The organism is Pandoraea fibrosis (assembly GCF_000807775.2).
Classification (GTDB): Bacteria; Pseudomonadota; Gammaproteobacteria; order Burkholderiales; family Burkholderiaceae; genus Pandoraea; species Pandoraea fibrosis.
The window spans coordinates 2808300-2832041 of record NZ_CP047385.1 but is presented as its reverse complement, the minus strand read 5'-3'; the positions used below and the strand labels follow the sequence as shown (position 1 = coordinate 2832041).

The following is a 23742-nucleotide window of genomic DNA, read 5'->3' as shown; positions in this document are numbered from 1 at the left end:
CGTGTCTGGCAGCGCGCAACTCCCGGTGCGCGAACCAGGCGAAACTCAATGCGGGAAGGGCCAGATTCGCAGCTTCTCCTTGGCAATCTGCCAAAGCCGCGCCAGCCCATGCGGTTCGACAATCAGGAAAAAGATGATGAGACCGCCAAACACCATCAACTGAATATGCGAGACGGTCGCGTTGGTGAACGGCAAATGCAGGAACGTGGCGATCGTGGGCAGCGTGCTGTCGAGCAGAATCGGCAGCAGCAGAATGAAGGCCGCCCCCAGAAAGCTGCCGAGAATGCTGCCCACGCCACCGATGATGATCATGAACAGAATGCGGAAGGACAGATCGAGCGAGAAGCCATCCGGCTCGACCGAACCGAGATAACAGTAGGCGTAGAGTGCGCCCGCCACGCCGCAATAGAAGGAACTCACGGCGAAAGCCAGCAACTTCACCCGCATCAGCGGAATGCCGATCACCTCGGCAGCCACGTCCATATCGCGCACCGCCATCCAGGCGCGGCCGATATGCGAGCGCACCAGATTCTTCGCCACCAGCGCCATGACCGTCACCACGCCCAGCACGAACAGGTATTTGCGCACTGGCGTATCGACGTCTACACCCAGAATGGAGATCTTCTGTGCGGTGATCACGCCCGACGAACTGTTGTTCGAGAGCCAGGGAAACTTCGTGAGCACCCACAGCACGAAGAATTGTGCCGCTAGTGTGGCGACCGCGAGATAGAAGCCTTTGATGCGCAACGACGGCAAGCCGAACGCGATACCGACGAGTGCGGCACAAACGCCCCCGAGCGCAAACGACGCCAGAATCGGCATGCCCTCGATACGCAACTGAAAGTTGTACGACGCGTAAGCACCGACCGCCATGAACGCCGCCGTACCCAGCGACAATTGCCCGGCGTAGCCGGTCAGCAGATTGAGGCCCAGCGCGGCGAGCGAGAACACGAGAAACGGCACCAGAATCGCCGTCAGCCAGTATTCGGTAGCAATCCACGGCAGCACGCCGAAGGCAATGGCGAGGACGGTGCACACGGCGATCCGATCTTGCCGGATCGGGAAAATCTGGCTGTCGGCTTCATAAGACGTCTTGAACTGCCCAGCTTCGCGATAAAACATGGATGGCCTCTGCGATGAATGCGTGCGTTCTGCGTTGAATACCGCCGGATCAGACCCGGTCGATATGCCGCTCGCCGAACAGCCCTTCCGGGCGAACCAGCAGGAACAGGAGTGCAAAGACATACGGGAACCAGCCTTCGATGCCCCCGAAATTTCCGCCAAACTGACTTTGCAGCAGTTGCGGCACATAGATCTCCGCAAGCTTTTCCGCCGCACCGATGATCAACCCGCCGACAATCGCACCGGGGATCGACGTGAAACCACCGAGAATCAACACCGGCAACGCCTTGAGCGCGGTCATGGTCAGCGCGAACTGCACGCCGTTGCGCGAGCCCCAGAGCATGCCCGCCACGAGCGCGACAAACCCCGACACGCTCCACACCACCACCCAGATCCGCTGCAACGGAATGCCCAGCGAGAGCGCCGCCTGATGATCGTCGGCGACGGCTCGCAGCGCCCGGCCGATGCTCGTCGCCTTGAAAAACAGCGCGAGCAACGCGACCAGAACCGCGGCAATGCCGGCCGCCGCCAGATCGAAGCTGCTCACGAGCACGCCCGTCGAGTCCATGATCGACGCGATGGGTTCATCCACAATGCCCAGCGACAGCGGCCGCACCTCGTTGCCCCACAACAGCGGCGCCAATCCCTCGAGAAAGAACGACAAGCCGATCGTCGCCATGAACAACGTGATGGGGGACTGGTTCACGAGCTTTCGCAACACGAAGCGCTCGGTCGCGACCCCGACCAGCACCATGACGCCGAACGCGCCAATGGCGGCCAGCCACAGCGGCAAGCCCCGCTCCATCAGGCCGACGACGCTGAGCGCGGCGAAATACACCATCGCACCCTGCGCGAAGTTGAATACGCCAGAGGCCTTGAAGATCAGCACAAAGCCGAGCGCCACGAGCGAATACATCACCCCCGAGAGCAACCCGCCGATCAGAATTTCCAGAAAGAACTGCATCGATGTCTCCAAGTCGTCAACGCGTCGCCGGGCGTCGCCGACGGTCTGTCTGTCATGCCGCGGCGGGCATCCCCTGTGCCGCGCCCAGATAGGCACGAATCACCTCGGGATCGCTTCTGACGTCGGCCGGGGTGCCGTCGCCGATCTTCTTGCCGTAATCGAGCACCACGACCCGGTCGGAGATATCCATCACCACGCCCATGTCGTGCTCGATCAGCACGATCGTCGTGCCGAACTCCTCGTTCACTTCGAGAATGAAGCGGCACATATCGCGCTTCTCCTCGAGATTCATGCCGGCCATCGGCTCGTCGAGCAGCAACAGCTCCGGCTCGGCGGCCAGCGCACGCGCCAGCTCCACGCGCTTTTGCAAGCCGTACGGCAACCGGCCAACCGGTGTCTTGCGAATGTGCTGGATTTCGAGGAAGTCGATGATCTCCTCGACTTTGGCGCGATTGGCCATTTCTTCCTGACGCGCACGGCCCCACCAGATCGCGCTGGCCAGCAGGCCCGAGCGCATCCGGGTGTTGCGCCCCGTCATGATGTTGTCGAGCACCGTCATGCCCTTGAACAGGGCGATGTTCTGAAACGTGCGCGCCACTCCCTGACGGGCGGCCGACGTCGGATGCATCCGCTGTCTCACCTGCCCCCGGAAAACGATCGTGCCCTGCTGCGGGTGATAGACGCCATTGATCACGTTGAGCATCGAACTCTTGCCCGCGCCGTTCGGACCGATGATCGCGCGGACCTCGTGCTCCAGCACGTTGAACGAGATGTCCGTCAATGCCTTCACGCCACCAAACGACAGACTGATGTGCTGCAAATCGAGCAAGATGTCGCCGGTTTTACGGTTGTCGTTCATGCCTTCTCCTGCGAAATTCTTGCGAATTACATGGAACTGGCCGAGTTCCGATGAGGGGTCGTTGCGAGCATCAGGCGGCGCAGCGCAATTTTTCAGGCGCAGGGTCGTCGACAGGGGCCCGAGCACCCACCACGCGAGCGGGATGGATCGTGAGCGTGGCGCTCACGCTGCCCTCGCGCCCATCCTCGAACTTCACGCGAGTCTCGATGAACTGCGACGACTTGCCCGAATAGAACGCGTCGACCAGCACGCCGTACTTCTCCGCGATAAAGGCGCGACGCACCTTGCGCGTGCGAGTGAGTTCGTCGTCGTCCGGGTCCAGCTCCTTGTGCAGAATCACGAAGCGCTGAATCTGTGCCGCCGAGAAAGCCGACTCCTTGGCAAGATCCGCATTCACCGCATCCACGCAGCCCAGAATCAGTTCGGCGACCTGTGGATGACAGGCCAGATCGACGTACCCGGCATACGCCAGGCTTTGCCGCTCCGCCCAATTGCCCACGGCGTCCATGTCGATGTTGATGAACGCACACACACCGTCGCGCCCATCGCCGAACGCGACCGCTTCCTTGATGTACGCGAAGAACTTGAGCTTGTTCTCGATGTATTTCGGTGCGAACAGCGAGCCACTGGCGAGCTTGCCCACGTCCTTCGCGCGATCGATGATGCGTAGATGACCGTCTGCGTCGATGATGCCGGCATCGCCCGTGCGGAAATAGCCGGTCTCGTCGAGCGCTTCGCGCGTAGCGTCGGGCCGCTTGTAATACTCCTTGAGCAATCCCACGCCGCGCACCAGCACTTCCCCACTGTCGGCGATCTTGATTTCCATGCCCGGCGCGACCGGCCCCACGCTGTCGAATCGCACCTGACGGTCCGGTTGCAGGCAGACATAGGCGCACGTCTCGGTCTGCCCGTAGAACTGCTTCAGGTTGACGCCGATAGCACGATAAAAATGGAACAGATCCGGGCCGATCGCTTCTCCGGCGGTATACGCCGTGCGGATCCGACTCATGCCGAGCGTGTTGCGCAATGGCCCGTAGACACAGAGATTGCCCACGGCATATTGCAGCCGGTCGAGTAGCGGCACCGGACGGCGGTCGAGCACCGCAGCGCCGCAACGATTCGCCACGTTCATGAAATGCGCAAACATCTTTCGCTTGAGGCGATTCGCGTCTTCCATGCGGATCATCACTTGCGTCAACACGTTTTCATAAACGCGTGGCGGCGCGAAGTAATAGGTCGGTCCAATCTCGCGCATGTCCGTCGAGATCGTGTCGGGCGACTCGGGGCAATTGACGGTGAAGCCCGCCACCAATGCCTGCGCGTAAGAGAACAGATGATCGCCAACCCATGCCATCGGCAGGTACGACAACACTTCGTCGCCGGGCGCGAGCTTGTCGAATGCGCTGCCATGAAACGCCGCGCCGATCAGACCGGCGTGCGAATGACACACGCCCTTGGGCTTGCCTGTCGTGCCGGACGTGTAAAGGATCGTCGCTGTGTCCTCGGGATCGACGCTGGCCACCGCCTCGTCGAAGTAGCGCGGATGCCTGGCGTTGAAGTCGCGGCCCCGCTCCACGGCATCGGCATACGACAGCAAGCCGGCGGCGTCGTAATTGCGCAGCCCTCGCGGGTCTTCATAGATGATGTTCGACAGACGCGGCACACGCTCGCGCAATTCGAGCAGCTTGTCGACCTGCTCCTGGTCTTCGACGATGGCGAAATCGATTTCGGCGTCTTCCAGCACATGAATCATTTCCGCCGCGACGGCGTCCTGATACAACGGCACGGCCACGCCACCCAGCGATTGCGCTGCGGTCATCGCCCAGTACAGGCGCACGCGATTGTTGCCGACGATGGCGAGGTTATCGCCCCGCTTGAACCCGGCGCATGCCAGCGCACAGGCCAGCATCCTGACTTCCTGCGCGGCCTCCTGCCAGCTCCAGCTTTGCCAGATCCCCAGATCTTTTTCCCGATACGCCGTGCGCTCGCCACGCGTTGCCGCATGGGCCAGCAATAAGCGCGGGAAAGTGGTCCGCTCCTGCATGCCTGTCTCCTGTGTCTCGCCACCATTCGACGTCCGTCGAGGGGGAGTGGCGTGGCTCGGTCGGCGCGCGTGCGTGTGGCACGCTCTCTCATTCTCTGGTGCAAGTCGCGTCCGGAAACGACGCGTTGGTTCGGTACCCTGCTTAGTTCTTGCAAGTCTGCAATACGGAGCGACGACGGCTATGCCCGGCAGTCGGCAGCTTCTATACTTGTGTTTCGGCGTCGTGTACGAACCGCCATGAATGCTTGTCTCGGCGCTGCCAGGCAAGGCGAAGATACCTCATGGCTCACGGCGGATTTGTCACCCGGATGACAATCAAGGGAAAATCCCTATATGTCGCTCGAAACCCTGTTGCAGCGCAGCGTGTGGGCGCAAGGTCTGACGCCGGAACAGCGCGCACGCGTGGTAGCGGAAATTCAGGTGAAACCTGTCGAGAATGGCGGCTACGTGTGCCGCAAGGGGGACCCCACGCACGCATGGTTCGGCGTGATCGAAGGGCTGGTGAAGATTGCGACGGCATCTGCCAGCGGGAAGTCGGTGACGTTCACGGGGGTGCCTGCGGGCGCCTGGTTCGGTGAAGGATCGGTGCTCAAGCGCGAGATCCGAAAATACGACGTGATGGCGCTGCGCGATTCTGTGGTCGCTCACATGCCGATCGCCACGTTCGACTGGTTGCTCGACACCAGCATCCCGTTCAACCGCTTTCTGACGCTCCAGCTTAACGAGCGTCTCGGCCAGTTCATCGCGGCTGTCGAACACGAACGTCTGCTGGACACCGATGCCCGCGTCGCACGTTCGCTCTCGTCGATGTTCAATCCGAACCTGTACCCGTCCGACGACAACACCGTGCAGATCTCTCAGGAAGAACTGAGCTATCTCGCCGGCGTGTCGCGTCAGCGTGTCAATCTCGCGCTCAAAGTGCTGGAGCAGGCGGGGTTGGTCAAAGTCGACTACGGCGTGTTGACGATTCTCGATCTGGAAGGCTTACGCGAATTCGGCATGTAGGCGCGGTGGCGCATTCGCACGCAGCCATGCATGACCCGCGGCCGTCATCTTGTCGCCGGAAGGCGCTCAGGGCAAAATCGACGTTTTGCAGGCAGCCCCCTCATCCAAGCGCTTCCCCATGGCCACGACTGATTCTCCATCCGACGCGATGCGACCCACGCTGGTCGGCAGCAGCGTTGAACTCCATCCCCTGGAAGCCCACCACGCGCCGGCACTGCTCGCTGCCGCCGCCGACGGGGAACTGTGGAATTTGAAAGTGACCGTCGTGCCTGGACCGGAGACGGTCGACGACTACGTCGAAAAGGCGCTGCGGGGACGCGAAGACGGCACCGTCATGCCGTTCGTCATCGTGTCGACGGCCACCGGCAAGGTCGTCGGCAGCACACGATTCTGGAAAATCGACCGGGCCAACCGGAAGCTGGAGATTGGTCATACGTGGCTGAGCGAGTCCGCCCAGCGGTCGAGCATCAACACCGAAGCCAAATATCTGCTGCTCACGTTCGCGTTCGAGACACTGCAATGCGTTCGCGTGCAATTCACGACCGACGAGTTGAACGAGAAGTCCAGAGCCGCCATCCTGCGCATCGGCGCCAGGCAGGAAGGGATCGTGCGCCACGAACGCATCATGCCCGACGGGCGCAAGCGCAATTCGGTGCGCTTTAGCATCATCGACGACGAGTGGCCCGAGGCAAAGACCGCGCTGGAACGCCGGCTCGGACGCGCTCCGACGACCTGATCGACAAGCACCACGCGCCAGTGCCCGGGGGCTATCTCACCACGGCCCCGTCGAACTGACTGCCGACATGCGCAATCACGATCCGGTCCTTTCCCGAGCGTTTGGCCGAATAAAGTGCGCCGTCGGCCAGTGCGAGCCATGCGGTCGGCGAGACGAGGTCGCCGTCGAAATCGGCAACACCCACGCTCAAGGTCACGCTACCCGACGCATCCAGCCCGCGCGTGGCCTCGGCAAACATGGCACGAACCTTCTCCAGCTTCTTACGCGCTCTGTCGCCCGTCTGTCCGTCGAACAGCACGCAAAATTCGTCACCGCCGTAACGGCCGATCACGTCATGACTGCCCAATTCGCTCGACAACACGTCGGAGAGCATGCGGATCAGCGAATCGCCCTGAAGATGGCCGTGGAAGTCGTTGATTTCCTTGAATCCATCGATATCGATTAAGGCAATGCTCGCCGTCCCCGACCGGCCGGTGCGTTTGTCCGCATAGCAATGGGTCAGTGCCCGCATCCATGACCGGCGATTGAGCAGCGATGTGAGATCGTCCTGATCGCTGATCCGGCGCAGCGCGCGCTCGCTTGTCGAGAGCCGTTTCGCCAAGCGGAAGCTGGTCAGGCCGACGAGCGTCGGATAGATCAGTAGCAGCGGCAGACTCGCCACCAACTCTGACAATGCAATGTCGGTCTCGAACCCGAACCCGATAACCGCGCCGGTGAGCACGCCACCAGCCATCATCGCCAGAATCCCGTCGCGCAGCAGCCGGTAGCCGCCCGCCGACGCATTGTGCATCAGCAACACCGAGATCAGAACGGCGGACGGCACGCCGCTGAAGTGCATCGCCACCACCCAGCCCCCGCCGAACGCCGAGTCGCACAACAGATTGCGACGCTCGGCTGCGACCGGGTCGACAGCGGAAAGGGCAATGGCGTGTGCAAAGGCCGGCCAGAGAAACGCGTTGAGTGCCCAGACGCCATAGGCGAAGTGCGACGCACCGATATGTTGAAACACGGTGAAAACGGCGATGGCGCTCAGGACACAGCCCAGACTGCGCAAGCCCAGCACGCGGCGAGAGAAGTCCCGCCCTCTTTGCGATGTTTTGCGTGTTACCTGGTGTTTCGATTGATCCGTCATTTCGCCAACGTCCGGGGCGTCATTGGTTTAAGAAAGTCGTTTCGCCTGCCGGCTTGCGCATTATGCCTGCGCGACTTTCCATTCAACGATACGAGGCGTCAACCAACGAACGGATTCCATTCATCACTGCATTTAGCTGAGCATTCTGATGTGCGCGACGCGTTCCCCATGAAAAAGGCCCGCGAACGATCGCGGGCCCGACTGGCGCATGCCGTATGCCTTTAGGGCTTACTTCGCCGCTGCAATCACCGCGATCTCGACGAGCAGATCGGATGCCGCGAGACGCGACTCGACGGTGGCGCGCGTGGGCGTGTTGCCCGGGCTGGTCCACGCATCCCACACGGCGTTCATGCCGGCGAAATCGGACTCGATGTCCTTGAGCCAGACCTGTGCCGAGAGCAGACGCGACTTGTCGATCCCGGCATCTTTCAGATACCCGTCGAGCTTCGCGAGCACTTGCTGCGTCTGCCCGGTGATGTCCTGCGTGCGATCGTCGGCCGTCTGACCGCCGATGTAGACCGTTCCGTTATGCACCACGACACGGCTCATCCGTGCGTTCGTGTGATGGCGTTGAATATCGCTCATTGACCACGTCTCCAAAAGGAATAAAAAAAGCAGGTGAGAGGCGCGAGCCCACCTCACCTACTTGGGGAAGCCTGCGCGCTCGCTCAGGAATTCGGGGGCCTCGACCGCCGTGGCCAACTCGCCCAGCGTGACCGGCTTGATCGGTGGACGGATTCGGTAGTACCCGACTTCCGGCACCGCACAGCCCTGCGCCTGCGCCAGCAGTTCCGCGACCGTCAGCCCGCAGAAACGACCCTGACACGGGCCCATGCCACAACGCGAGAAACTCTTCGTCTGGTTGGGACCGACGCACCCCAGCCCGGCCATGCGACGCACATCCCCGGCCGTCACCTCCTCGCAACGGCACACGATGGTGCTGTCGTCGGCCGGCGCGCGGAATGCCTCGGCCGGCCGGTACAACGCGTCGAGGAACGGGCGAATCACCGTGTGCGCCGCCAGTTCGCGGCGCAAGGAAAGTGCCCGTGAGTCGCGCTTCGCGCCGTCGAGCTTGCCGAGTTTGACGGCGGCTTGCACGGCCGCAAGTCGTCCCGACGGCTCGGCCGCCAGCGCACCGCCAATCCCCGCGCCGTCACCGGCCACGAAGATGCCCGGCAAACTCGTCTCGCCCCATGCGTCGGTCTTCGGACGCCAGCACAACTGCGCCTCGTCCCACACGTGCTCGCAACCGATCGAACGCGTGACCTGTGTGTTCGGAATCACGCCCTGATGCAGCAATACCAGCGCCGTGTCGATGCGCTCGGTGCGTCCGCCAACGACATACTCGATGCCCTCGGCCTGTGTGGCCCCGATGACGCGCAAGGCCTCCACATGCTTGACGTGCTGCACACCGGCTGCGCGAATCGCACGCAGCAGCTTGAAGCCTTTCATCAGATACGACGGCGCACGCAAGGCCCCACCGGCATGGCGCAGCGCATTGCGCCGAGCGCTCGGCTCGGCCGTATCGAGAATGGCGCGCACCGGCACACCGGCATTGATCAGTTGCCACGCAAACAGATAGAGCAGCGGGCCGCACCCAGCCAACACCGCCGGCGAGTCGGGCACCAGCGCCGATGCCTTGAGCAGCGTTTGCGCCGCCCCCACTCCCATCACACCGGGCAGTGTCCAGCCGGGAATCGGGAAGGGGCGCTCCTGCGCACCGCTCGCCAGAACGATGGCACCGGCTTCGATCTGCAACGTGCCACCGCCCGCGCCTTGCCGCGTGACGGACACACGTTTGTCTGCCCCAATCTGCCAGGCCAGCGTCTGCGGCCAATAGGCGATGCCTGCCGACGTGAACGCGTCGACCAGCGCCCGCCCATGCAGATAGTCCGGCCCGAGTACCCCTGGGTCGGCCAGCGGCGAGCGGCTGACGCTGCGATAAATCTGTCCGCCGGGCAAACCGTTTTCATCCACGACCAGCGGGGCAAGCCCATGACGCCTGGCTTCCAGCGCCGCGGCCAATCCGGCAGGCCCCGCGCCAACCACCAGCAAATCTACGATCTTCGTGCTCATGCCACACTCCTCGCTCCGTCCATTCGGCACACCTGCATGCCCTCACGCACAGGCGTCATGCACCCCTGGCGGTTCGGCACACCGTCGATCTCCACGAGACAGTCGAAACACACGCCCATCATGCAGAACGGGGCACGGTCGCTCCCCGTCACGGGCGTCGTCCGGCACGCCGTGACACCTGCGAAGAGCAGCGCGGCCGCCACATTCATATCGGCCGGCACATCGACCGGCGTGCTGTCGATCGTGATGCGCACCGTCGCGCTATCCTTGCGCGCCAGCGACTTAAGCAGCGAAACGTTTGGCATAGAAATGATCCAGTAGCGCGGGACGCGACGCGCCGAGAATCCACGGCGCGATGGTTTCACAATGGGCGGCGGCAAGCGTCACGCCGCTGTGGCAGGTGGCGAGGTACGCCCCCGGACAGGCCTCGGAGGCTTCGTAGATCGGCAGACCATCCGCCGTCATCACGCGCAATGCGCCCCAGGCACGCACCACGCGCACGTTCTTGAGCAGCGGGAACGGCGCGATAGCGCGACGGGCAATGTCGGCCAGGACGTCGGGGGTCACACCGTCGTTGAAGCCCACGTCTTCGGCAGAGTCGCCGAGCATGACCGACCCTTCGACCGTTTGACGCACATAGATCGTCGGATAGTCGAGAAAAGGTTTGACACGCTCGGTCACGAGAATCTGGCCGCGCAGCGGTTTGACGGGCGCGCTGAGTCCCACCATCGGCGCCAGCTCGCGATTGCCCAGACCGGCCGCCAGCACGACGCGTCCCGCGTCGAGCGACGTCTCGCCCATGCTCACGCGAAAGGCGCTGCCGACCTGACGAATGTCGGTGACCCGCACGTTCGGCGCATACTCGCCGCCCGCCTGCTCGAAGGCGGCGAACAGCGCGCGCAGCGTGTATAGCGGGCTCACGTGACCGTCGTTCTTGGAATAGATGCCACCTGCTACATCGGGGCCAATGGCCGGCAGGCGCTCGGCGAGCGCGTCGTGATCGAGCACTTCGTACACGAGCGAAGGCTCGGCTTCGTGCAACTTGCGCATGCTGTCGACCTTGACCGCGAGTTCCTCCGGCGTTTGCGCGATGTTGAAGCCGCCGGGCCGCTGAAAGCCGACGGATACGCCAGTGCGTGCGAACAACTCGTCGGCAAAGCTTTGCCAGGTGTTGGCCGAGTGCAGCGACCAGCGAGCGTAATCCGTGCAGGTGCCCCCTTTTCCCTGCACCCAGACCAATCCGAAGTTGCCGCGTGCGGCACGTAGCGAATTGTCTTCGCCATCGCAAACGACGACGCGTTGTCCGCGCTTGGCAAGCCCGTAGGCGATCGCCATGCCGACCAGGCCGCCTCCAATGACGGCGATATCGTATGTCTTTTGCATGTTTTAGTGATTTCCAACCAGAACCTTGTTCAGCCCATAGATCCGATCGAGCACCAGCATCACTGCCAGCGTCAGCCCGATAAGCAGTGTCGAGATCGCCGCCACACTCGGATCGACCGTCTCGCTCATGTTCATGTAGACGCGCACCGGCAGCGTGATCGTCGTAGGCGACGTGACGAAAATCGTGGCCGTGAGTTCGTCGAAACTGTTGATGAATGCCAGCACCCAGCCGCCCGCCACGCCCGGCAGAATCGCCGGCAGCGTGATCCGCCGGAACGTTGTCCAGCGTCCTGCGCCGAGCGAGCGCGCCGCCCGCTCCGCCTCGTCGGCCTGCCCGACAAGCGCTGACATGATCAGGCGCAAGGCGTAGGGAAAGATCAGCAACGCATGGCAGGCCACCAGGCTCGCGAACGATCCGCCCATGTCGAGCAGCGTGAACAGCCGCAGGAACGCAATGCCCAGCACCACCGGCGGAATCATCAGTGGCGAGAGCAGGAACGAGTTGATCGCATCGCGCCCAGGGAAGCGGTAGCGTGCCAGCCCCATCGCCGTGGGCACGGCCAACACGGTCGACACCGTGGCCGACGTCACGCCCAGCCACAAACTCGTGCGCAGTGCCGACTGGAAGTCCTCGTCGCTCATCAGCGACGAAAACCAGCGCAGGGAAAAGTGCTGCGTGGGGATCGACAGAAAATTGTCCGGTGTGAACGCGACCAGACACACGACGACCAGCGGCGCGAGGATGAAGACCAGAAACAGCACATGGAACGTCAGCGCCGCCACACCGTTGCGGTCGTATTGAGAATCTTGCGTACTCATCTGCCCGCCTCCTCAGCCGAGACGGCGCGTGAAGCGCTTCTCGAGTGCGCGGTTATACCCGCTGACGATGGCCACATTGACGATCAGCAGCACGATGGCGATGGCAGCGCCGAGCGGCCAGTTCAGCGTGCCGAGAAACTCGTCGTAGGCCGTGGTCGCCACGACCTTCAGGCGTCGGCCGCCGATCAGCGCGGGCGTGGCAAAGGCGCTTGCCGTCAGTGCGAACACGATCAGACTGCCGGAGAGAATGCCCGGCGTGATCTGCGGCAGCACCACACGCCACATTACCGTCGCCCGCCCGGCGCCGAGCGAGCGCGCCGCATGCGCCACGGCCGGATCGAGCCGGGTGAGCGAGGTCCACACCGAGAGCACCATGAGCGGCACGAGCACATGCACCAGCGCCACCGTAACCGCGCCCATCGTGAACAGCATCTGCAACGGATGATCGATCAGCCCCAGTTTTGCGAGCACTGTATTCACCAGCCCTTCGCGGCCCAGCAGAATCGACCAGCCCAGCGTGCGCACGACGACCGAAATCAGCAACGGCCCGAGCACCAGCACCAGACAGAGCGAGCGCCACGGATCGCGCATGCGGAACAGGAAGTACGCCTCCGGCACGCCCACCAGCACGCACAGCAGCGTCACCCCGACGGAGAGCAGCAGCGTGCGCAGAAATATCTCGTAGAAGTAGCTGTCCGTGAGAATGTCGACGTAATGCTGCAAGGAGACTGTCGGCAGAATCCCGCCCAGATTCGGGTCGAAGCCGTGCAGGCTCAGCACGAACGTCAGGACGAGCGGCACCGCCAGCAGCACGAGGAAATACATCGTCGCCGGCGTGACCAGCGCCCAGGCAGCGCGCCGCTGGCTGGCAACCTCGGGGGAGACCGCTGCGCTCGCTTTCATGTCCGGCACGGCAGAGGCACCCGAAGGCGTAGACGTCGCGGCATTCATGCGCCCTCCTGCACGAGACGCAGCGCGTCGTCGGCCCAATCGAGCCCGACCGCTTCGCCGTCGTTCGCTGCGACGACACCGTCATTCGACACGAGCACCCGCAGTTCGCCCAGCGCCGTGGACACCGTGAGCACCCAGTGATTACCGTGGAAGCTGCGCTGACCAACGCGACCCGCGAGGCGCCCCGCCGTTGCCGACGTCAGACGAATGCGTTCGGGTCGCAGGCTGAACGTTGCCGGGCCGTTGGCGCCCTCCGCCGACACCGGGCCGGCATGCGCGGGGGAGACGGCGAGCCGGTGCCCCTGCGCATCGAGCACGGCCACGCCGCCGCGCACATCGAGCAGCCCCGTGATGAGATTGGTCTGTCCGATGAAATGCGCGGCAAACGTGGCGCGCGGGTCTTCGTAGACATCGTGCGGCGTATCGATGCGCACCACACGTCCCGCGTTGAGCAACACCACCCGATCGCTGATGGCAAGTGCCTCGGCCTGATCATGCGTGACCATGATGGTGGTCGTGCCGACCTTGCGCTGAATGGCGCGCAACTCGTCCTGCATCTGCTCGCGCAGCTTGGCGTCGAGGTTCGACAATGGCTCGTCGAGCAGCAACACGGGCGGCGCAATCACCAGTGCCCGGGCCAGCGCCACACGCTGACGCTGTCCCCCCGAAAGCTCGCGCGGGTAACGCTGTGCGTGCTGGCCGAGGTGCACCAGTTCCAGAGCGTCCTGCACACGGCGTTGCTTTTGCCCGGCATCCACGCGGCGCATGTCGAGACCAAACGCGACGTTCTGCGCCACGGTCATGTGCGGGAACAGCGCGTAGCTCTGGAACACGATACCGAGCCCGCGCTTTTCCGGTGGGACCGGCGTGAGGTCACGGCCTTCGAGCAGAATTCGGCCGGTGCTCGGAGCGACGAACCCCGCGATCATCTGCAACGTCGTGGTCTTGCCGCAGCCGGACGGGCCCAGCAGCGAAATGAATTCGCCCTGTGCGATCGAGAGATCGACACCCTCGACCGCGACGGTGTCGCCAAAGCGTTTGCCGAGTTGCTCGAGACGCAAATATGGTGTGCTCATGACGCTTGTGATCTCCTGCGCCTTAACGCTCGATCTGACGGTTCCAGCGCTGCGTCCACTCAGCGCGCTTCGCGTTGACGACGTCCCAGTCGACACGCACGAGCTTGTCGATCTGCGCGGGCGACGGCACGCGTGCCGCGACGGACATCGACAGTTGGGTCTTCTTGTTCGAGGGCGCCACACCCTGGCTTTCGGCGAGGATGGCTTGCGTCTGCGGCGAGAGGATCGTCTGGATGAACTTCTGGGCGAGCGCGTCGTTAGCCGACTTGTCTACCGCGCACATCCCCATGCCCAGCGCTACCGCGCCTTCCTTCGGATACACGAACTCGACCGGAATGCCCTGCTGACGAAGCGCCTGCACGCGGCCGTTGCCCCACACGGCGATACCGACTTCATCCGCCTGGAACAACTCGGCGATCTTGCCCGGCGACGGATCGAACGACAGCACGTTGGGCGCGATCTTCTCCATTTCCCGGAAGCCCGGATCGATGTTGGTGTCGCTGCCGCCGTTGAGCTTCGACTCGACGAGCAGCGCATGCAGCCCGTAAGTGTTCTTGATGCTCGGCATCACGAGCTTGCCCTTGTACTTCGGATCGGACAGTTCCTTCCACGACGTCGGCGCAGGCCAGCCCTTCGACTGGAACAGACGCGTGTTGTAGGCAATCCCTGTGGCGATCAACCCGGCGGCCACGGCACTGCCGTTCTTGAATTTCGCGATGTCGTACAGATCCTGATAGACCGGCGCATCGGCGAGTTTGCCGCAGAAGCCCATCTGAATGGCCTGATACATCGGACCGTCATCGAGGAAGACCACGTCCATGCCGGCTTTGCCCTTTTGCGCCTGCAGCTTGGCAAGAGTCGTCGTCGAATCGCCCGGCACGATCACCACCTTGGTGCCGGGGTTCGCCCGTTCGAAGCCGGGAATGACGTCCTTCTTGAGCATCTGTTCAAACGAGCCGCCATAGGCGCCGACGTACAGCGTGGTGTCGGCATGAGCGGTCGTGGCACCGAAAACCAATCCGGCGACACCGGCCGAGACAGCGGCGGCGCGGCCAAGCTTGCGAAGCGTTTGGGGAACGACAGTCTTCATCGAGAAGCTCCTTGCGTGATGCAGTGTTATGTGATGTTATGGCCCGACATTACGAAAAAAGATGAAACTATTGCGTGGTTTTCGTAGAGTCGTTTTCGACACACTCACGGTCAAATCACATTTTTTTACCCAACCATACGCAAATGTTATGGGGTGGGTCAGACGAGGCTTCGATGAAGATCCGGCAGTTGGAGGCATTTCGCGCGCTGATCCTGCGTCAGACGGTCACTCGCGCGGCCGACATGCTCCATATCTCGCAACCGGCGGTCACGCGCCTGATTAACGATCTGGAGGCCGACGTAGGGTTTTCCTTATTCGACCGGATCAACGGCCGGCTGAACCCGACGCCCGAAGCGATGGTGCTGTTCGAGGAGGTGGAGCGCTCGTTTGCAGGCATCGACCGCATTGCGCAGACGGCAGAACAGATCAAGTCGCTGCGGCGCGGATCACTGCACATCGCAGGCGCGCCGGCCCTCGCGCTCGAGTTCCTGCCCACGACCCTGACCGGCTTCATGCGCGAGCATCCGGGAATCAGCACGACACTGCTGATTCACGCGTCGAGCATCGTGGTGGACATGGTGGTCGGACGCCGTTGCGACGTCGGCTTCATCGCGCATCCGCTAACCCATGCGGGCGTGAACGTCGAGACACTGCATCGCGCCCCCATGCGGTGCATTCTTCCGCTGGGCCATCGTCTCGCAGACCGCGAGGTCATCTACCCGGAAGATTTGCGCGACGAGTCGTTCGTGTCGTACCCGAAGGAGTTCGACGGGCGGATGTATATCGATCGCATCTTCGCCGAACGCCAGATCGACCGGGTGATGAGTGCCGAATCGCAACTGTCCGCAGCGATTTGCGTGCTGGTGCAACATGGCGCGGGCGTGGCGATCATCGATCAGATCACGGCCCGGTACGCGGCGGGGCGCGTGATTGTCAAACCGTTCGAGCCGACCGTGTTGTCCGGCTTCTCGCTCGTCACCTCGACGCAACACCCGCCCTCGCAACTCGCGAAAGCCTTCGTCGACTATACGAAGCAGCGCATGATCGCGCAGTTCGGCGACTAAGCCTGCGCCATGGCCGGCCGCGGCAACTGCCGCGCACGTGGGCCTTGCCCGACGCCCGCCGCGATTGATATGCTCTCGCCCGGCCCTCGACCGGACGCCCAACGGCGCGCCGATACTTGTCGGCCTATGAAAAACGAGAGAGACAACTTTATGCCGCATCGCAGGACTTACCGGACGGCGCGCGCTGCCGCCGCACTGATCACGCTCGCCTTGTTCCTGAGCGGCGCTCGCGCCGAGACGCTCCACCCCATCAAAGCGTCCCGCCAGGAACTCGCCGGTCCGATATTCGACCGCGCCGACGCCGTGCAAGAGAATGAAGACGGCAACGACACCATCGACGTCAACACCTTCACCTCGGGCGATAAAGCCTTTCAGACGGGCGTATTCAAATCCGGGCCAGTGCGGGAGGACATCCGTTCGGCGCCCGGCTATCCGTACACCGAGTTGCTGGTTTTCCTGAGCGGTGGCGCAAAGTTCACGTCGACCGACGGCAGCGTTGTCGAAGCCGGCCCAGGCGAAGCCGTCACGTTGCCCAAAGGCTGGACAGGCGTGTTCGAGTCGAATGGCTACACCAAGCTGTACGCCGTCTACGATCCCGAGGCGCCATCGCATATCTCCCAGTAAGCGGTATCGCTCAACGACTTGCGTCGTTGCGCGCCAAGACACCATCGAGCTCACGAATCGTCTCGTACAGCACGCGTGTGCCATCGAGCAGTTGCGACGGCTCGATCCATTCCTCCGGGCAGTGACTACGCCCGTTCAGGCAGGGAATGAAGATCATGCCAATAGGGCCGGTGGGCGCCAGATAGACGGCATCGTGCCCCGCCCCACTCGGCAGTCGCATCGATGCATAGCCAAGCCGATGCGACGCGCGTTCGACGGCGTCCATGACCACAGGGGTACAGTCTGTCGGTTGCGCACGGCTCAATGGCGTACTCGTGCAACGCACCCGGAGCGCGTCAAGATCCGCTTCGACGCTCGCCAGCACTTGCTCCGGAAACTGCGCGAGGATGTCGTCGTTGTCGCTGCGCACTTCCAACACCATGTCCACGCTGCCCGGCACGGCATTCGGCACGTTGGGTGTCATGGCAATACGCCCAATGGTCGCCACTACGTAATGGGGATTGCTGCTCGCGTCGCTTGCCAGTCGGTGCGCGGCGTCGATGATTCGCGCGGCGCCAACAAGCGCATCGCAACGGATATCCATCGGCGTCGTGCCCGCATGATCGGGGCGACCGTGCACCGAGAACTGCACGCGACGAATGCCAACAATGTTCGTCACGACGCCAATCGGCAAGCCTCGCGCCTCGAGTACCGGGCCTTGCTCGATATGCAACTCGACGAATGCCGCCGTCTCGCCCGAACGCCGCAACGGTGCGCTCAATCGCGCAGGATCGCCGCCAATCCGCCGGATACCGTCAGCCAGCGTTTCCCCCTCAGGATTGCGCGCGTCGAGCATTTGCGCAGACAACACGCCAGACATGGCGCGACTGCCCACGCACGAGATACCGTAGTCGCTGGGCTCCTCGGAGAGGAAGTCGATCACTTCGAACGGATGCTCCAGCACCACGCCCTGCTCATGCAAGGTATGTGCGACCTCGATACCCGCGAGCACACCGATGATGCCGTCGAAGCGGCCCCCCCCCACTACGGTGTCGCAATGCGATCCCGTGACGAGCGGTGCGCGCGAGGGGCTCCGTCCCGGCATGCGCCCAATCAGATTGCCGCCCGCATCCTGATGCACTTCAAGTCCGGCAGCCTCCATCTCGGCGCGCAGCCATACGCGAGCTTCCGTAAACAGGGGTGAAAAGGCGCGCCGGGTCCATGGCACATCTGGCCGGGTCATCGTCGCGAGCGTCTCCACGCGCGACCAGAGCCGCTCGGCATTGAGCGGTGGAACGTTCGCGACGGCATTCGGCGTCGCCTGCTGTATGACTTCTGACATCAATGACTCCCGCGTGCGCTCACGCCTTGCGCGGGCGCAGGAAGCGCCCGTCGCCCTTCCGATTGACGATGCCCGCACCGTCATAAACCTGCTGCCCGCGACACCAGGTACCGGCAACGCGCACCGTGAACTCGCGGCCTTCGAACGAACTCCATTGCACTGCCGACAGGCTGGTCGACGGGTCGTAGGCGTAGCGCTCGGGGCGCAGAATCACGACGTCGGCGTCGGCGCCCACCTCGAGCGAGCCTTTGCGGTCGTCGAGCAGGAAGTGCCGGGCCGGATTGCGACACAGTTGCTTGACCACCATCGTGGGCGAAATACCATGCTCCTCGCACCCGGTCCAGAACGCGGGCAACAACGTCTCGAGCCCTGGTCCACCCGACGAATTGCGGAATACGTTCGGATTGCCTTTACGCTCCAGCCCCCAGCTCACGTGATCGGAAGACACGAACGTGCAATCGCCCGCCGCCATGTGCGTCCACAGCAGATCGACTTCTGCCTTCGGGCGGATCGGCGGATAGTGCTTCGTCCTGGCGCCGAAGCGGCGCGTGTGCTCCTCATGGTTGAGCATCAGGTATTGCACGCAGGTCTCGATGCTGGCCCGGTGTCCGGCCTGCCGATACATATTGCAAATCTCGAAGCCGCGCGACGTCGACACATGCACTGCGTGGGCGCGGGCGCCGGTTTCCGCGCCAATCTCATAGATCAGCGCAGTGGCGAGATTTTCGATGAGCGGTGGATGCGCACGCAGGAAAGCATCCCAGCCCGTGTCGTCGGCTTCGGTCAGACGCGCGATGTTCTTGCGTGTGAGGTCCTGCATCTGGTTGTGCACACCGCACACGATCCCCGACGGCGCGATGCGGCGGAACGCTTCGTAAAGCATGTCCTCTTCGACGCGCGGGAAACGCCCCGGTGTCGCTTCGAACGTCGAGAACTTGAACGCGCAAACGCCACCGTCGATCAGACCCGCCGCCGCGTCGAGACCATGCGTCTCGTTGAGCGTGCCGAACAACGCGACATCAACGTGGCAATCGCGCTCGACCTCGGCGATCTTGGCATCCAACTGGGCCCGCGACGCGACCGGCTCCGGATCGTCGTAAGGCATATCGACCATGACGGTCACACCGCCAGCCGCCGCAGCGCGCGAGGCCCAGCCCAGTCCTTCCTGATCGCGCTGACTGCCCGAATGCACCTGCCCGTCGACCACGCCCGGGATGATCCATTGCCCGCGCGCATCGATCCGTTCCTTCGACGATGGGGCCTCGCCCCGGCCACGTGCTGCGATCTTGCCGTCGCGCACCGCCAGCCATCCGTCCATCACGATTGCGTCGGCATCGACCACGTTGCCACGCATCACCCAATCAAAATCGCTCATCGTTATTCCGGCGGGTTGAAAAGTTATGCGCCAGTGTAATGAGTGGTTTGGCAAAACGTCTTATGCTTAAATATGCGCAACGATTAACACAAAGTTAAGGGTTTGAAGCGGGCATGAAACTCAACCTACGCCAGATCGAAGTCTTTCGGGCCATCATGCTGAGCGGCTCGATCAGCGGCGCGTCCAAGCTCCTCTTCGTCTCCCAACCCGCGGTCAGTCGGTTGATTGCCTACACCGAGCAACGGCTCGGGTTCGCGCTGTTCGAGCGGGTCAAGGGCCGGCTCTACCCCACCCCCGAAGCACGCCGCCTGTTCACTGAAGTGACGACCCTCTACCAGAGCGTGCAGCGTGTCAACGAGGTCGCCGAAAATCTGGCCGAAAACCGCGAGGGTCAGTTGCGCCTGTCTTGCAGCCCCAGCCTCGGGCAATCGCTCATGCCGCGCGCCATTGCCGCTTTCCGTCGACGCTATCCGGAAGTGCGTGTGGTCTTGCAGACGTTGATTCCAAGCGTGATGCTGCAAGCGCTGCTCAGCCAGCAAGTCGAAATCGGCGTGGCCTACATGCCGATCGATCACCCGAGTCTGGCAACGCTTCCGTTGTACGAAAACCGGATCGTCGCGGCGGTGCCGTCCTCGCATCCGCTCAGTACGAAAAGCAGCGTCACGATGGAGGAAATCGCCCGCGAACCGCTCATCGGCTATAGCCCCGACATTCCGTTCGGCATGCTCATCCGAAGCATGTTCGGCGGCCCCGAAGGTCAGCCCGAGCCCGTCGTGGAAGTGCAGCAGGCGCACGTTGCCTGCGCGCTCGTGCAAGCCGCGGCGGGAGTCGCGCTCGTCGACGAAATCACCGTGAAGGGACCGGTGTGGACGGATGTCGTCACCGTGCCGATCGTCGATACGGTGGAAGTGCCGGTCAACGTGTTTCATCTCCAGCTCGAACCCTTGTCGCGTCTCGCACAGGAGTTCATTCGCGTGTTGCGTGCGCTAGACGCCGGATGGCGCCGTCACGGCCCGACCGACGCAACTGAGGCCGACGACGCCGATGGCGACGATCACGCCAACGTGAACTGACGTCGCGCCGGCCATCCCCGTAAGCCCGGCCTCACGCCGCGCGCCTCATATTCACTCCGATGTCCGAGAACGCTTACACCACGGGCCTTTCAGCGCCCGACGCGGTGCTGCGCCATGAGAGCGAACCCTTAACATAGGGTTATATGGTGCGTATAAATGATGCGACGACATTATTTACGAGCCTTCCCATAATCCTCTCGACACAACGCGCTTCAGGCGTTGCCAATGAACGAGGAGAGGTATTCGGATGGGACGAGTGTTGACGTTGAAAGATGTCGAAGCCGCCGTACTCGGCGGCTCGGTGTTTGCGTGCGGCGGGGGGGGCTGGGCAGACCATGGCCGTCAGCTTGGCACGATGGCCGTGACCCTCGGCCGCCCCGAACTGGTCACGATGGACGAAGTCGCGGACGACGCCTGGATCGCTACCGCTGCCGCCATCGGTGCGCCAGGCGGACTGACCGACTGGGAGATGCTCGGCATCGACTATGTCAAGGCTGCCCAGCGGGTGCAGGACGCGCTCGGTGAATCGCTCTATGGCCTCATCATCGGCCAGAACGGTATGTCGAGCACGCTCAACGCATGGCTGCCGTCGGCCGTACTCGGCACCAAAGTCATCGATGCCGTGGGCGATGTCCGGGCGCACCCGACCGGCGACATGGGATCGCTCGGCCTCGCCGGCAGCCCCTCTCCGATGATCCAGAGCGCCGTGGGCGGCAATCGCGCCAATCACGCCTATATCGAGCTGACGGTGCATGGCGCGACCGGCAAAGTCTCTCCGGTACTGCGCAAGGCCGCAGACATGGCGGGCGGATTCATCGCCAGTTGCCGCAACCCGATCCGCGCCGACTACGTGCGCCGCCACGCAGCGCTCGGCGGCATCAGCATGGCGCTCTCGCTGGGCGAAGCGATTCTCGCCGCCCAGCCGAGGGGCGGTGCTCACGTGATCGATGCCATTTGCCAGGCAACGCGTGGCGCCATCATCGGATCGGGCAAGGTCGTGCGCAACACGCTCGCCTACACACAGGAAGCGTTCGACATCGGTACGGTCGAGATCGGCGACGGTGCGAACCGCCTCGTCGTGCATGTGATGAACGAACACATGGCAGTGACAAACACACACGGCGAGCGAGTGGCCTGCTACCCCGACGTCATCACCACGCTCGACATGGACGGCAACCCGGTGTCCGCAGGCACGCTACGCGAAGGGATGGAAATCGCGGTCCTGCATGTGCACAAACGCGAGATTCCGCTCTCGTCGAGCGTGCGCGACGCATCGGTCTACGCCGTCGTCGAGCAGGCACTTGGCATGAACTTCACCGATTACGCGCTGGCAAGCTGAGGCACCGCATGAAACGAGATTTCCCCATTCCCCATGGCACCACGCTGCGCTGCAAAGGCTGGCGGCAGGAAGCGTTGCTTCGTCTGCTCGAAAATGTGCTCGCGGTCGGCGAGGACCCCGACAACCTGATCGTCTATGCCGCAATGGGCCGCGCCGCGCGCGATTGGCCGTCGCACGACGCCATGGTTCGCGCCCTGCTCACGCTCGAAGACGACCAGACGCTGATCGTGCAGTCCGGCAAGCCCATCGGCGTATTGCAAACCCACGATCGCGCGCCAATCGTCATCATGGCGAACTGCAATATGGTCGGGCAGTGGGCTCGCGCCGAGAACTTCTACCGCTGGGAGAAGGACAATCTGATTTGCTGGGGCGGGTTGACCGCCGGCGATTGGCAATACATCGGCTCTCAGGGTGTGATTCAGGGCACTTACGAGATCTTCTCTCGCATTGCCGAGCGCCACTTCAATGGGGATCTGCACGGCCGCTTCATTCTTACTGCCGGCATGGGGGGCATGGGCGGCGCGCAGCCCCTCGCCGGACGCATGGCGAACGCGGCCATCCTCACCGTCGAGATCAATCCGGAGCGCATCGAGAAGCGCTTGAAAGCTGGCTACCTCGAATGCCGGGCAGACAATCTCGACCACGCGCTCGCCCTGATTCGCGATGCACAGGCGCGCCGCGCGCCGATCTCCGTCGGACTGCAAGGCAATGCTGCCGATGTGTATCCGGAGATCCTTGCTCGCGGCATCGTGCCCGACATCGTGACGGATCAAACCTCGGCGCACGATCTGGTCTACGGCTACGTTCCCGCCGGCTACACGCTCGACGCCGTGGCGCAGATGCGCAAGAACGACACCGAGACGCTGATGAACGCGAGCCGCGCGTCGATCGTCCGACACGTGGGCGCCATGCTGGGATTCCTGGACAAAGGCGCCGTGGTGTTCGACAACGGCAACCTGATCCGCACGCACGCCAGGGATGGCGGCGTCGCCCGCGCCTTCGACATCCCGGTCTTCACCGAAGCATTTTTGCGTCCGCTCTTCGCACGCGGCATTGGCCCGTTCCGCTGGATTGCCCTGTCGGGCGATCCGGAAGACATCCGCAAGATCGACGACTTCCTGCTCACGCGCTTTGCCGATAACCAGATCGTGGCGAACTGGATCAGACTCGCCCGCGAACAGGTGCCGTTCGAAGGTCTGCCCGCCCGCATTGGCTGGCTCGGCCATGGTGAGCGCACCGCCCTCGCACTCGAAGTCAACCGCATGGTGCGCGACGGCGAGCTGAGCGCCCCGGTCGCCTTCACGCGCGACCATCTCGATGCCGGTGCCATGGCGCATCCGAACATCATGACCGAGAACATGCGCGACGGCTCCGACGCCATTGCCGACTGGCCACTGCTCAATGCCATGCTCAACTGCGCGTCGTGCGCCGATCTGGTCGCGATTCATTCGGGCGGTGGTGGGTACAGCGGCTATATGACCAGCGCCGGGGTGACGGTGGTCGCGGACGGCACAACCAAGGCGGACGAGCGCCTCTGCTTGTCGATGACCAACGACACCGCCAGCGGCGTCTTGCGCTACGCCGACGCCGGTTACGAGGAAGCGCTCGACGAAGTTCGCGTGAAAGGGATCGGCCGCATCGACACGACCGCCTCATCAGCCACGCCGGACTGACGCACCACTACAGCCG

The 23742-nt window shown here is 63.2% G+C and carries 22 protein-coding genes; 7 read left to right on the top strand and 15 right to left on the bottom strand.

The annotated features are described in order from the left end of the window. Positions 1–45: 45 nt before the first annotated feature. The 4 genes from PI93_RS12605 to PI93_RS12590 all read right to left on the bottom strand — a co-directional run bounded on the left by PI93_RS12605 (position 46) and on the right by PI93_RS12590 (position 4989). A complete protein-coding gene (locus PI93_RS12605; protein WP_039371418.1) occupies positions 46–1122 on the bottom strand; it encodes a branched-chain amino acid ABC transporter permease in 1077 nt (358 codons plus the stop codon). 49 nt (positions 1123–1171) lie between these two features. After that, positions 1172–2086 carry a branched-chain amino acid ABC transporter permease gene (locus tag PI93_RS12600; RefSeq protein ID WP_039371416.1) on the bottom strand — a complete coding sequence of 305 codons (915 nt, stop codon included), beginning with the start codon at positions 2084–2086 and terminating at the stop codon, positions 1172–1174. A 52-nt stretch (positions 2087–2138) separates the two neighbouring features. Further along, entirely contained in the window at positions 2139–2945 is an 807-nt protein-coding gene (locus tag PI93_RS12595; protein WP_039371412.1) for an ABC transporter ATP-binding protein, read from the bottom strand. 70 nt (positions 2946–3015) lie between these two features. After that, positions 3016–4989 carry an AMP-dependent synthetase/ligase gene (locus PI93_RS12590; protein ID WP_039371409.1) on the bottom strand — a complete coding sequence of 658 codons (1974 nt, stop codon included), beginning with the start codon at positions 4987–4989 and terminating at the stop codon, positions 3016–3018. 333 nt (positions 4990–5322) lie between these two features. Here PI93_RS12590 and panV point away from each other — a divergent pair, with 333 nt between their 5' ends. Further along, complete coding sequence (gene panV, locus PI93_RS12585; RefSeq protein WP_039371407.1) at positions 5323–5994, top strand: pandorabactin biosynthesis transcriptional regulator PanV; 672 nt, start codon at positions 5323–5325, stop codon at positions 5992–5994. 118 nt (positions 5995–6112) lie between these two features. Continuing rightward, positions 6113–6730 carry a GNAT family N-acetyltransferase gene (locus PI93_RS12580; protein WP_039371403.1) on the top strand — a complete coding sequence of 206 codons (618 nt, stop codon included), beginning with the start codon at positions 6113–6115 and terminating at the stop codon, positions 6728–6730. 31 nt (positions 6731–6761) lie between these two features. Here PI93_RS12580 and PI93_RS12575 read toward each other — a convergent pair whose 3' ends face one another. The 9 genes from PI93_RS12575 to PI93_RS12535 all read right to left on the bottom strand — a co-directional run bounded on the left by PI93_RS12575 (position 6762) and on the right by PI93_RS12535 (position 15257). Next, the gene (locus PI93_RS12575) at positions 6762–7793 is read right to left on the bottom strand and encodes a diguanylate cyclase (RefSeq protein WP_052240722.1); all 1032 of its coding nucleotides are present in this window, start codon (positions 7791–7793) and stop codon (positions 6762–6764) included. 297 nt (positions 7794–8090) lie between these two features. Further along, positions 8091–8447, bottom strand: a complete 357-nt coding sequence (locus tag PI93_RS12570; protein ID WP_039371400.1) for a RidA family protein — start codon at positions 8445–8447, stop codon at positions 8091–8093. A gap of 57 nt (positions 8448–8504) precedes the next feature. Then, a complete protein-coding gene (locus PI93_RS12565) occupies positions 8505–9938 on the bottom strand; it encodes an FAD/NAD(P)-dependent oxidoreductase (protein WP_039371397.1) in 1434 nt (477 codons plus the stop codon). Then, positions 9935–10243 (bottom strand): (2Fe-2S)-binding protein, encoded by a 309-nt coding sequence (locus PI93_RS12560; RefSeq protein WP_080759223.1) that lies wholly within the window; start codon positions 10241–10243, stop codon positions 9935–9937. The genes PI93_RS12565 and PI93_RS12560 overlap by 4 nt, the downstream gene beginning before the upstream one ends. After that, entirely contained in the window at positions 10221–11321 is a 1101-nt protein-coding gene (locus PI93_RS12555; protein WP_039371394.1) for an NAD(P)/FAD-dependent oxidoreductase, read from the bottom strand. The genes PI93_RS12560 and PI93_RS12555 overlap by 23 nt, the downstream gene beginning before the upstream one ends. A gap of 3 nt (positions 11322–11324) precedes the next feature. Next, positions 11325–12140, bottom strand: coding sequence for an ABC transporter permease (locus PI93_RS12550; protein ID WP_039371393.1), 816 nt, complete (start codon positions 12138–12140; stop codon positions 11325–11327). A gap of 12 nt (positions 12141–12152) precedes the next feature. Then, positions 12153–13091 (bottom strand): ABC transporter permease, encoded by a 939-nt coding sequence (locus tag PI93_RS12545; RefSeq protein ID WP_236105578.1) that lies wholly within the window; start codon positions 13089–13091, stop codon positions 12153–12155. Beyond that, positions 13088–14167 (bottom strand): ABC transporter ATP-binding protein, encoded by a 1080-nt coding sequence (locus PI93_RS12540; protein WP_039371392.1) that lies wholly within the window; start codon positions 14165–14167, stop codon positions 13088–13090. The genes PI93_RS12545 and PI93_RS12540 overlap by 4 nt, the downstream gene beginning before the upstream one ends. 22 nt (positions 14168–14189) lie before the next feature. Next, positions 14190–15257, bottom strand: coding sequence for an ABC transporter substrate-binding protein (locus PI93_RS12535; protein ID WP_039371390.1), 1068 nt, complete (start codon positions 15255–15257; stop codon positions 14190–14192). A 173-nt stretch (positions 15258–15430) separates the two neighbouring features. Between PI93_RS12535 and PI93_RS12530 the strand changes: the two genes are divergently transcribed. Together PI93_RS12530 and PI93_RS12525 are read left to right on the top strand one after the other, a co-directional pair. Next, positions 15431–16321, top strand: coding sequence for a LysR substrate-binding domain-containing protein (locus PI93_RS12530; protein ID WP_224786225.1), 891 nt, complete (start codon positions 15431–15433; stop codon positions 16319–16321). A 126-nt stretch (positions 16322–16447) separates the two neighbouring features. Continuing rightward, a complete protein-coding gene (locus PI93_RS12525) occupies positions 16448–16945 on the top strand; it encodes a cupin domain-containing protein (protein ID WP_236105580.1) in 498 nt (165 codons plus the stop codon). Between the two features lie 10 nt (positions 16946–16955). On the opposite strand, the gene PI93_RS12520 is transcribed toward PI93_RS12525, so the two are convergent. Continuing rightward, positions 16956–18266, bottom strand: coding sequence for a Zn-dependent hydrolase (locus PI93_RS12520; protein ID WP_052240720.1), 1311 nt, complete (start codon positions 18264–18266; stop codon positions 16956–16958). A gap of 19 nt (positions 18267–18285) precedes the next feature. Beyond that, entirely contained in the window at positions 18286–19641 is a 1356-nt protein-coding gene (locus PI93_RS12515; protein WP_039371382.1) for a dihydroorotase, read from the bottom strand. A 113-nt stretch (positions 19642–19754) separates the two neighbouring features. On the opposite strand from PI93_RS12515, the gene PI93_RS12510 reads away from it, so the two are divergent. The 3 genes from PI93_RS12510 (at position 19755) to PI93_RS12500 (ending at position 23726) form a co-directional block, all read left to right on the top strand. Continuing rightward, positions 19755–20714 carry a LysR family transcriptional regulator gene (locus PI93_RS12510; protein WP_080759222.1) on the top strand — a complete coding sequence of 320 codons (960 nt, stop codon included), beginning with the start codon at positions 19755–19757 and terminating at the stop codon, positions 20712–20714. 247 nt (positions 20715–20961) lie between these two features. Then, positions 20962–22053 (top strand): DUF917 domain-containing protein, encoded by a 1092-nt coding sequence (locus tag PI93_RS12505; protein ID WP_039371379.1) that lies wholly within the window; start codon positions 20962–20964, stop codon positions 22051–22053. A gap of 8 nt (positions 22054–22061) precedes the next feature. Then, entirely contained in the window at positions 22062–23726 is a 1665-nt protein-coding gene (locus PI93_RS12500) for a urocanate hydratase (protein ID WP_039371375.1), read from the top strand. Positions 23727–23742 lie beyond the last annotated feature (16 nt).

Coding starts and splice junctions, on each gene's coding strand:
- PI93_RS12540 (WP_039371392.1), bottom strand. CDS start 14,167: ATGAGCACACCATATTTGCGTCTCGAGCAACTCGGCAAACGCTTTGGC.
- PI93_RS12570 (WP_039371400.1), bottom strand. CDS start 8,447: ATGAGCGATATTCAACGCCATCACACGAACGCACGGATGAGCCGTGTC.
- panV (WP_039371407.1), top strand. CDS start 5,323: ATGTCGCTCGAAACCCTGTTGCAGCGCAGCGTGTGGGCGCAAGGTCTG.
- PI93_RS12525 (WP_236105580.1), top strand. CDS start 16,448: ATGAAAAACGAGAGAGACAACTTTATGCCGCATCGCAGGACTTACCGG.
- PI93_RS12545 (WP_236105578.1), bottom strand. CDS start 13,091: ATGAATGCCGCGACGTCTACGCCTTCGGGTGCCTCTGCCGTGCCGGAC.
- PI93_RS12510 (WP_080759222.1), top strand. CDS start 19,755: ATGAAACTCAACCTACGCCAGATCGAAGTCTTTCGGGCCATCATGCTG.
- PI93_RS12535 (WP_039371390.1), bottom strand. CDS start 15,257: ATGAAGACTGTCGTTCCCCAAACGCTTCGCAAGCTTGGCCGCGCCGCC.
- PI93_RS12595 (WP_039371412.1), bottom strand. CDS start 2,945: ATGAACGACAACCGTAAAACCGGCGACATCTTGCTCGATTTGCAGCAC.
- PI93_RS12605 (WP_039371418.1), bottom strand. CDS start 1,122: ATGTTTTATCGCGAAGCTGGGCAGTTCAAGACGTCTTATGAAGCCGAC.
- PI93_RS12600 (WP_039371416.1), bottom strand. CDS start 2,086: ATGCAGTTCTTTCTGGAAATTCTGATCGGCGGGTTGCTCTCGGGGGTG.
- PI93_RS12515 (WP_039371382.1), bottom strand. CDS start 19,641: ATGAGCGATTTTGATTGGGTGATGCGTGGCAACGTGGTCGATGCCGAC.
- PI93_RS12580 (WP_039371403.1), top strand. CDS start 6,113: ATGGCCACGACTGATTCTCCATCCGACGCGATGCGACCCACGCTGGTC.
- PI93_RS12590 (WP_039371409.1), bottom strand. CDS start 4,989: ATGCAGGAGCGGACCACTTTCCCGCGCTTATTGCTGGCCCATGCGGCA.
- PI93_RS12505 (WP_039371379.1), top strand. CDS start 20,962: ATGGGACGAGTGTTGACGTTGAAAGATGTCGAAGCCGCCGTACTCGGC.
- PI93_RS12520 (WP_052240720.1), bottom strand. CDS start 18,266: ATGTCAGAAGTCATACAGCAGGCGACGCCGAATGCCGTCGCGAACGTT.
- PI93_RS12560 (WP_080759223.1), bottom strand. CDS start 10,243: ATGCCAAACGTTTCGCTGCTTAAGTCGCTGGCGCGCAAGGATAGCGCG.
- PI93_RS12500 (WP_039371375.1), top strand. CDS start 22,062: ATGAAACGAGATTTCCCCATTCCCCATGGCACCACGCTGCGCTGCAAA.
- PI93_RS12565 (WP_039371397.1), bottom strand. CDS start 9,938: ATGAGCACGAAGATCGTAGATTTGCTGGTGGTTGGCGCGGGGCCTGCC.
- PI93_RS12555 (WP_039371394.1), bottom strand. CDS start 11,321: ATGCAAAAGACATACGATATCGCCGTCATTGGAGGCGGCCTGGTCGGC.
- PI93_RS12550 (WP_039371393.1), bottom strand. CDS start 12,140: ATGAGTACGCAAGATTCTCAATACGACCGCAACGGTGTGGCGGCGCTG.
- PI93_RS12530 (WP_224786225.1), top strand. CDS start 15,431: ATGAAGATCCGGCAGTTGGAGGCATTTCGCGCGCTGATCCTGCGTCAG.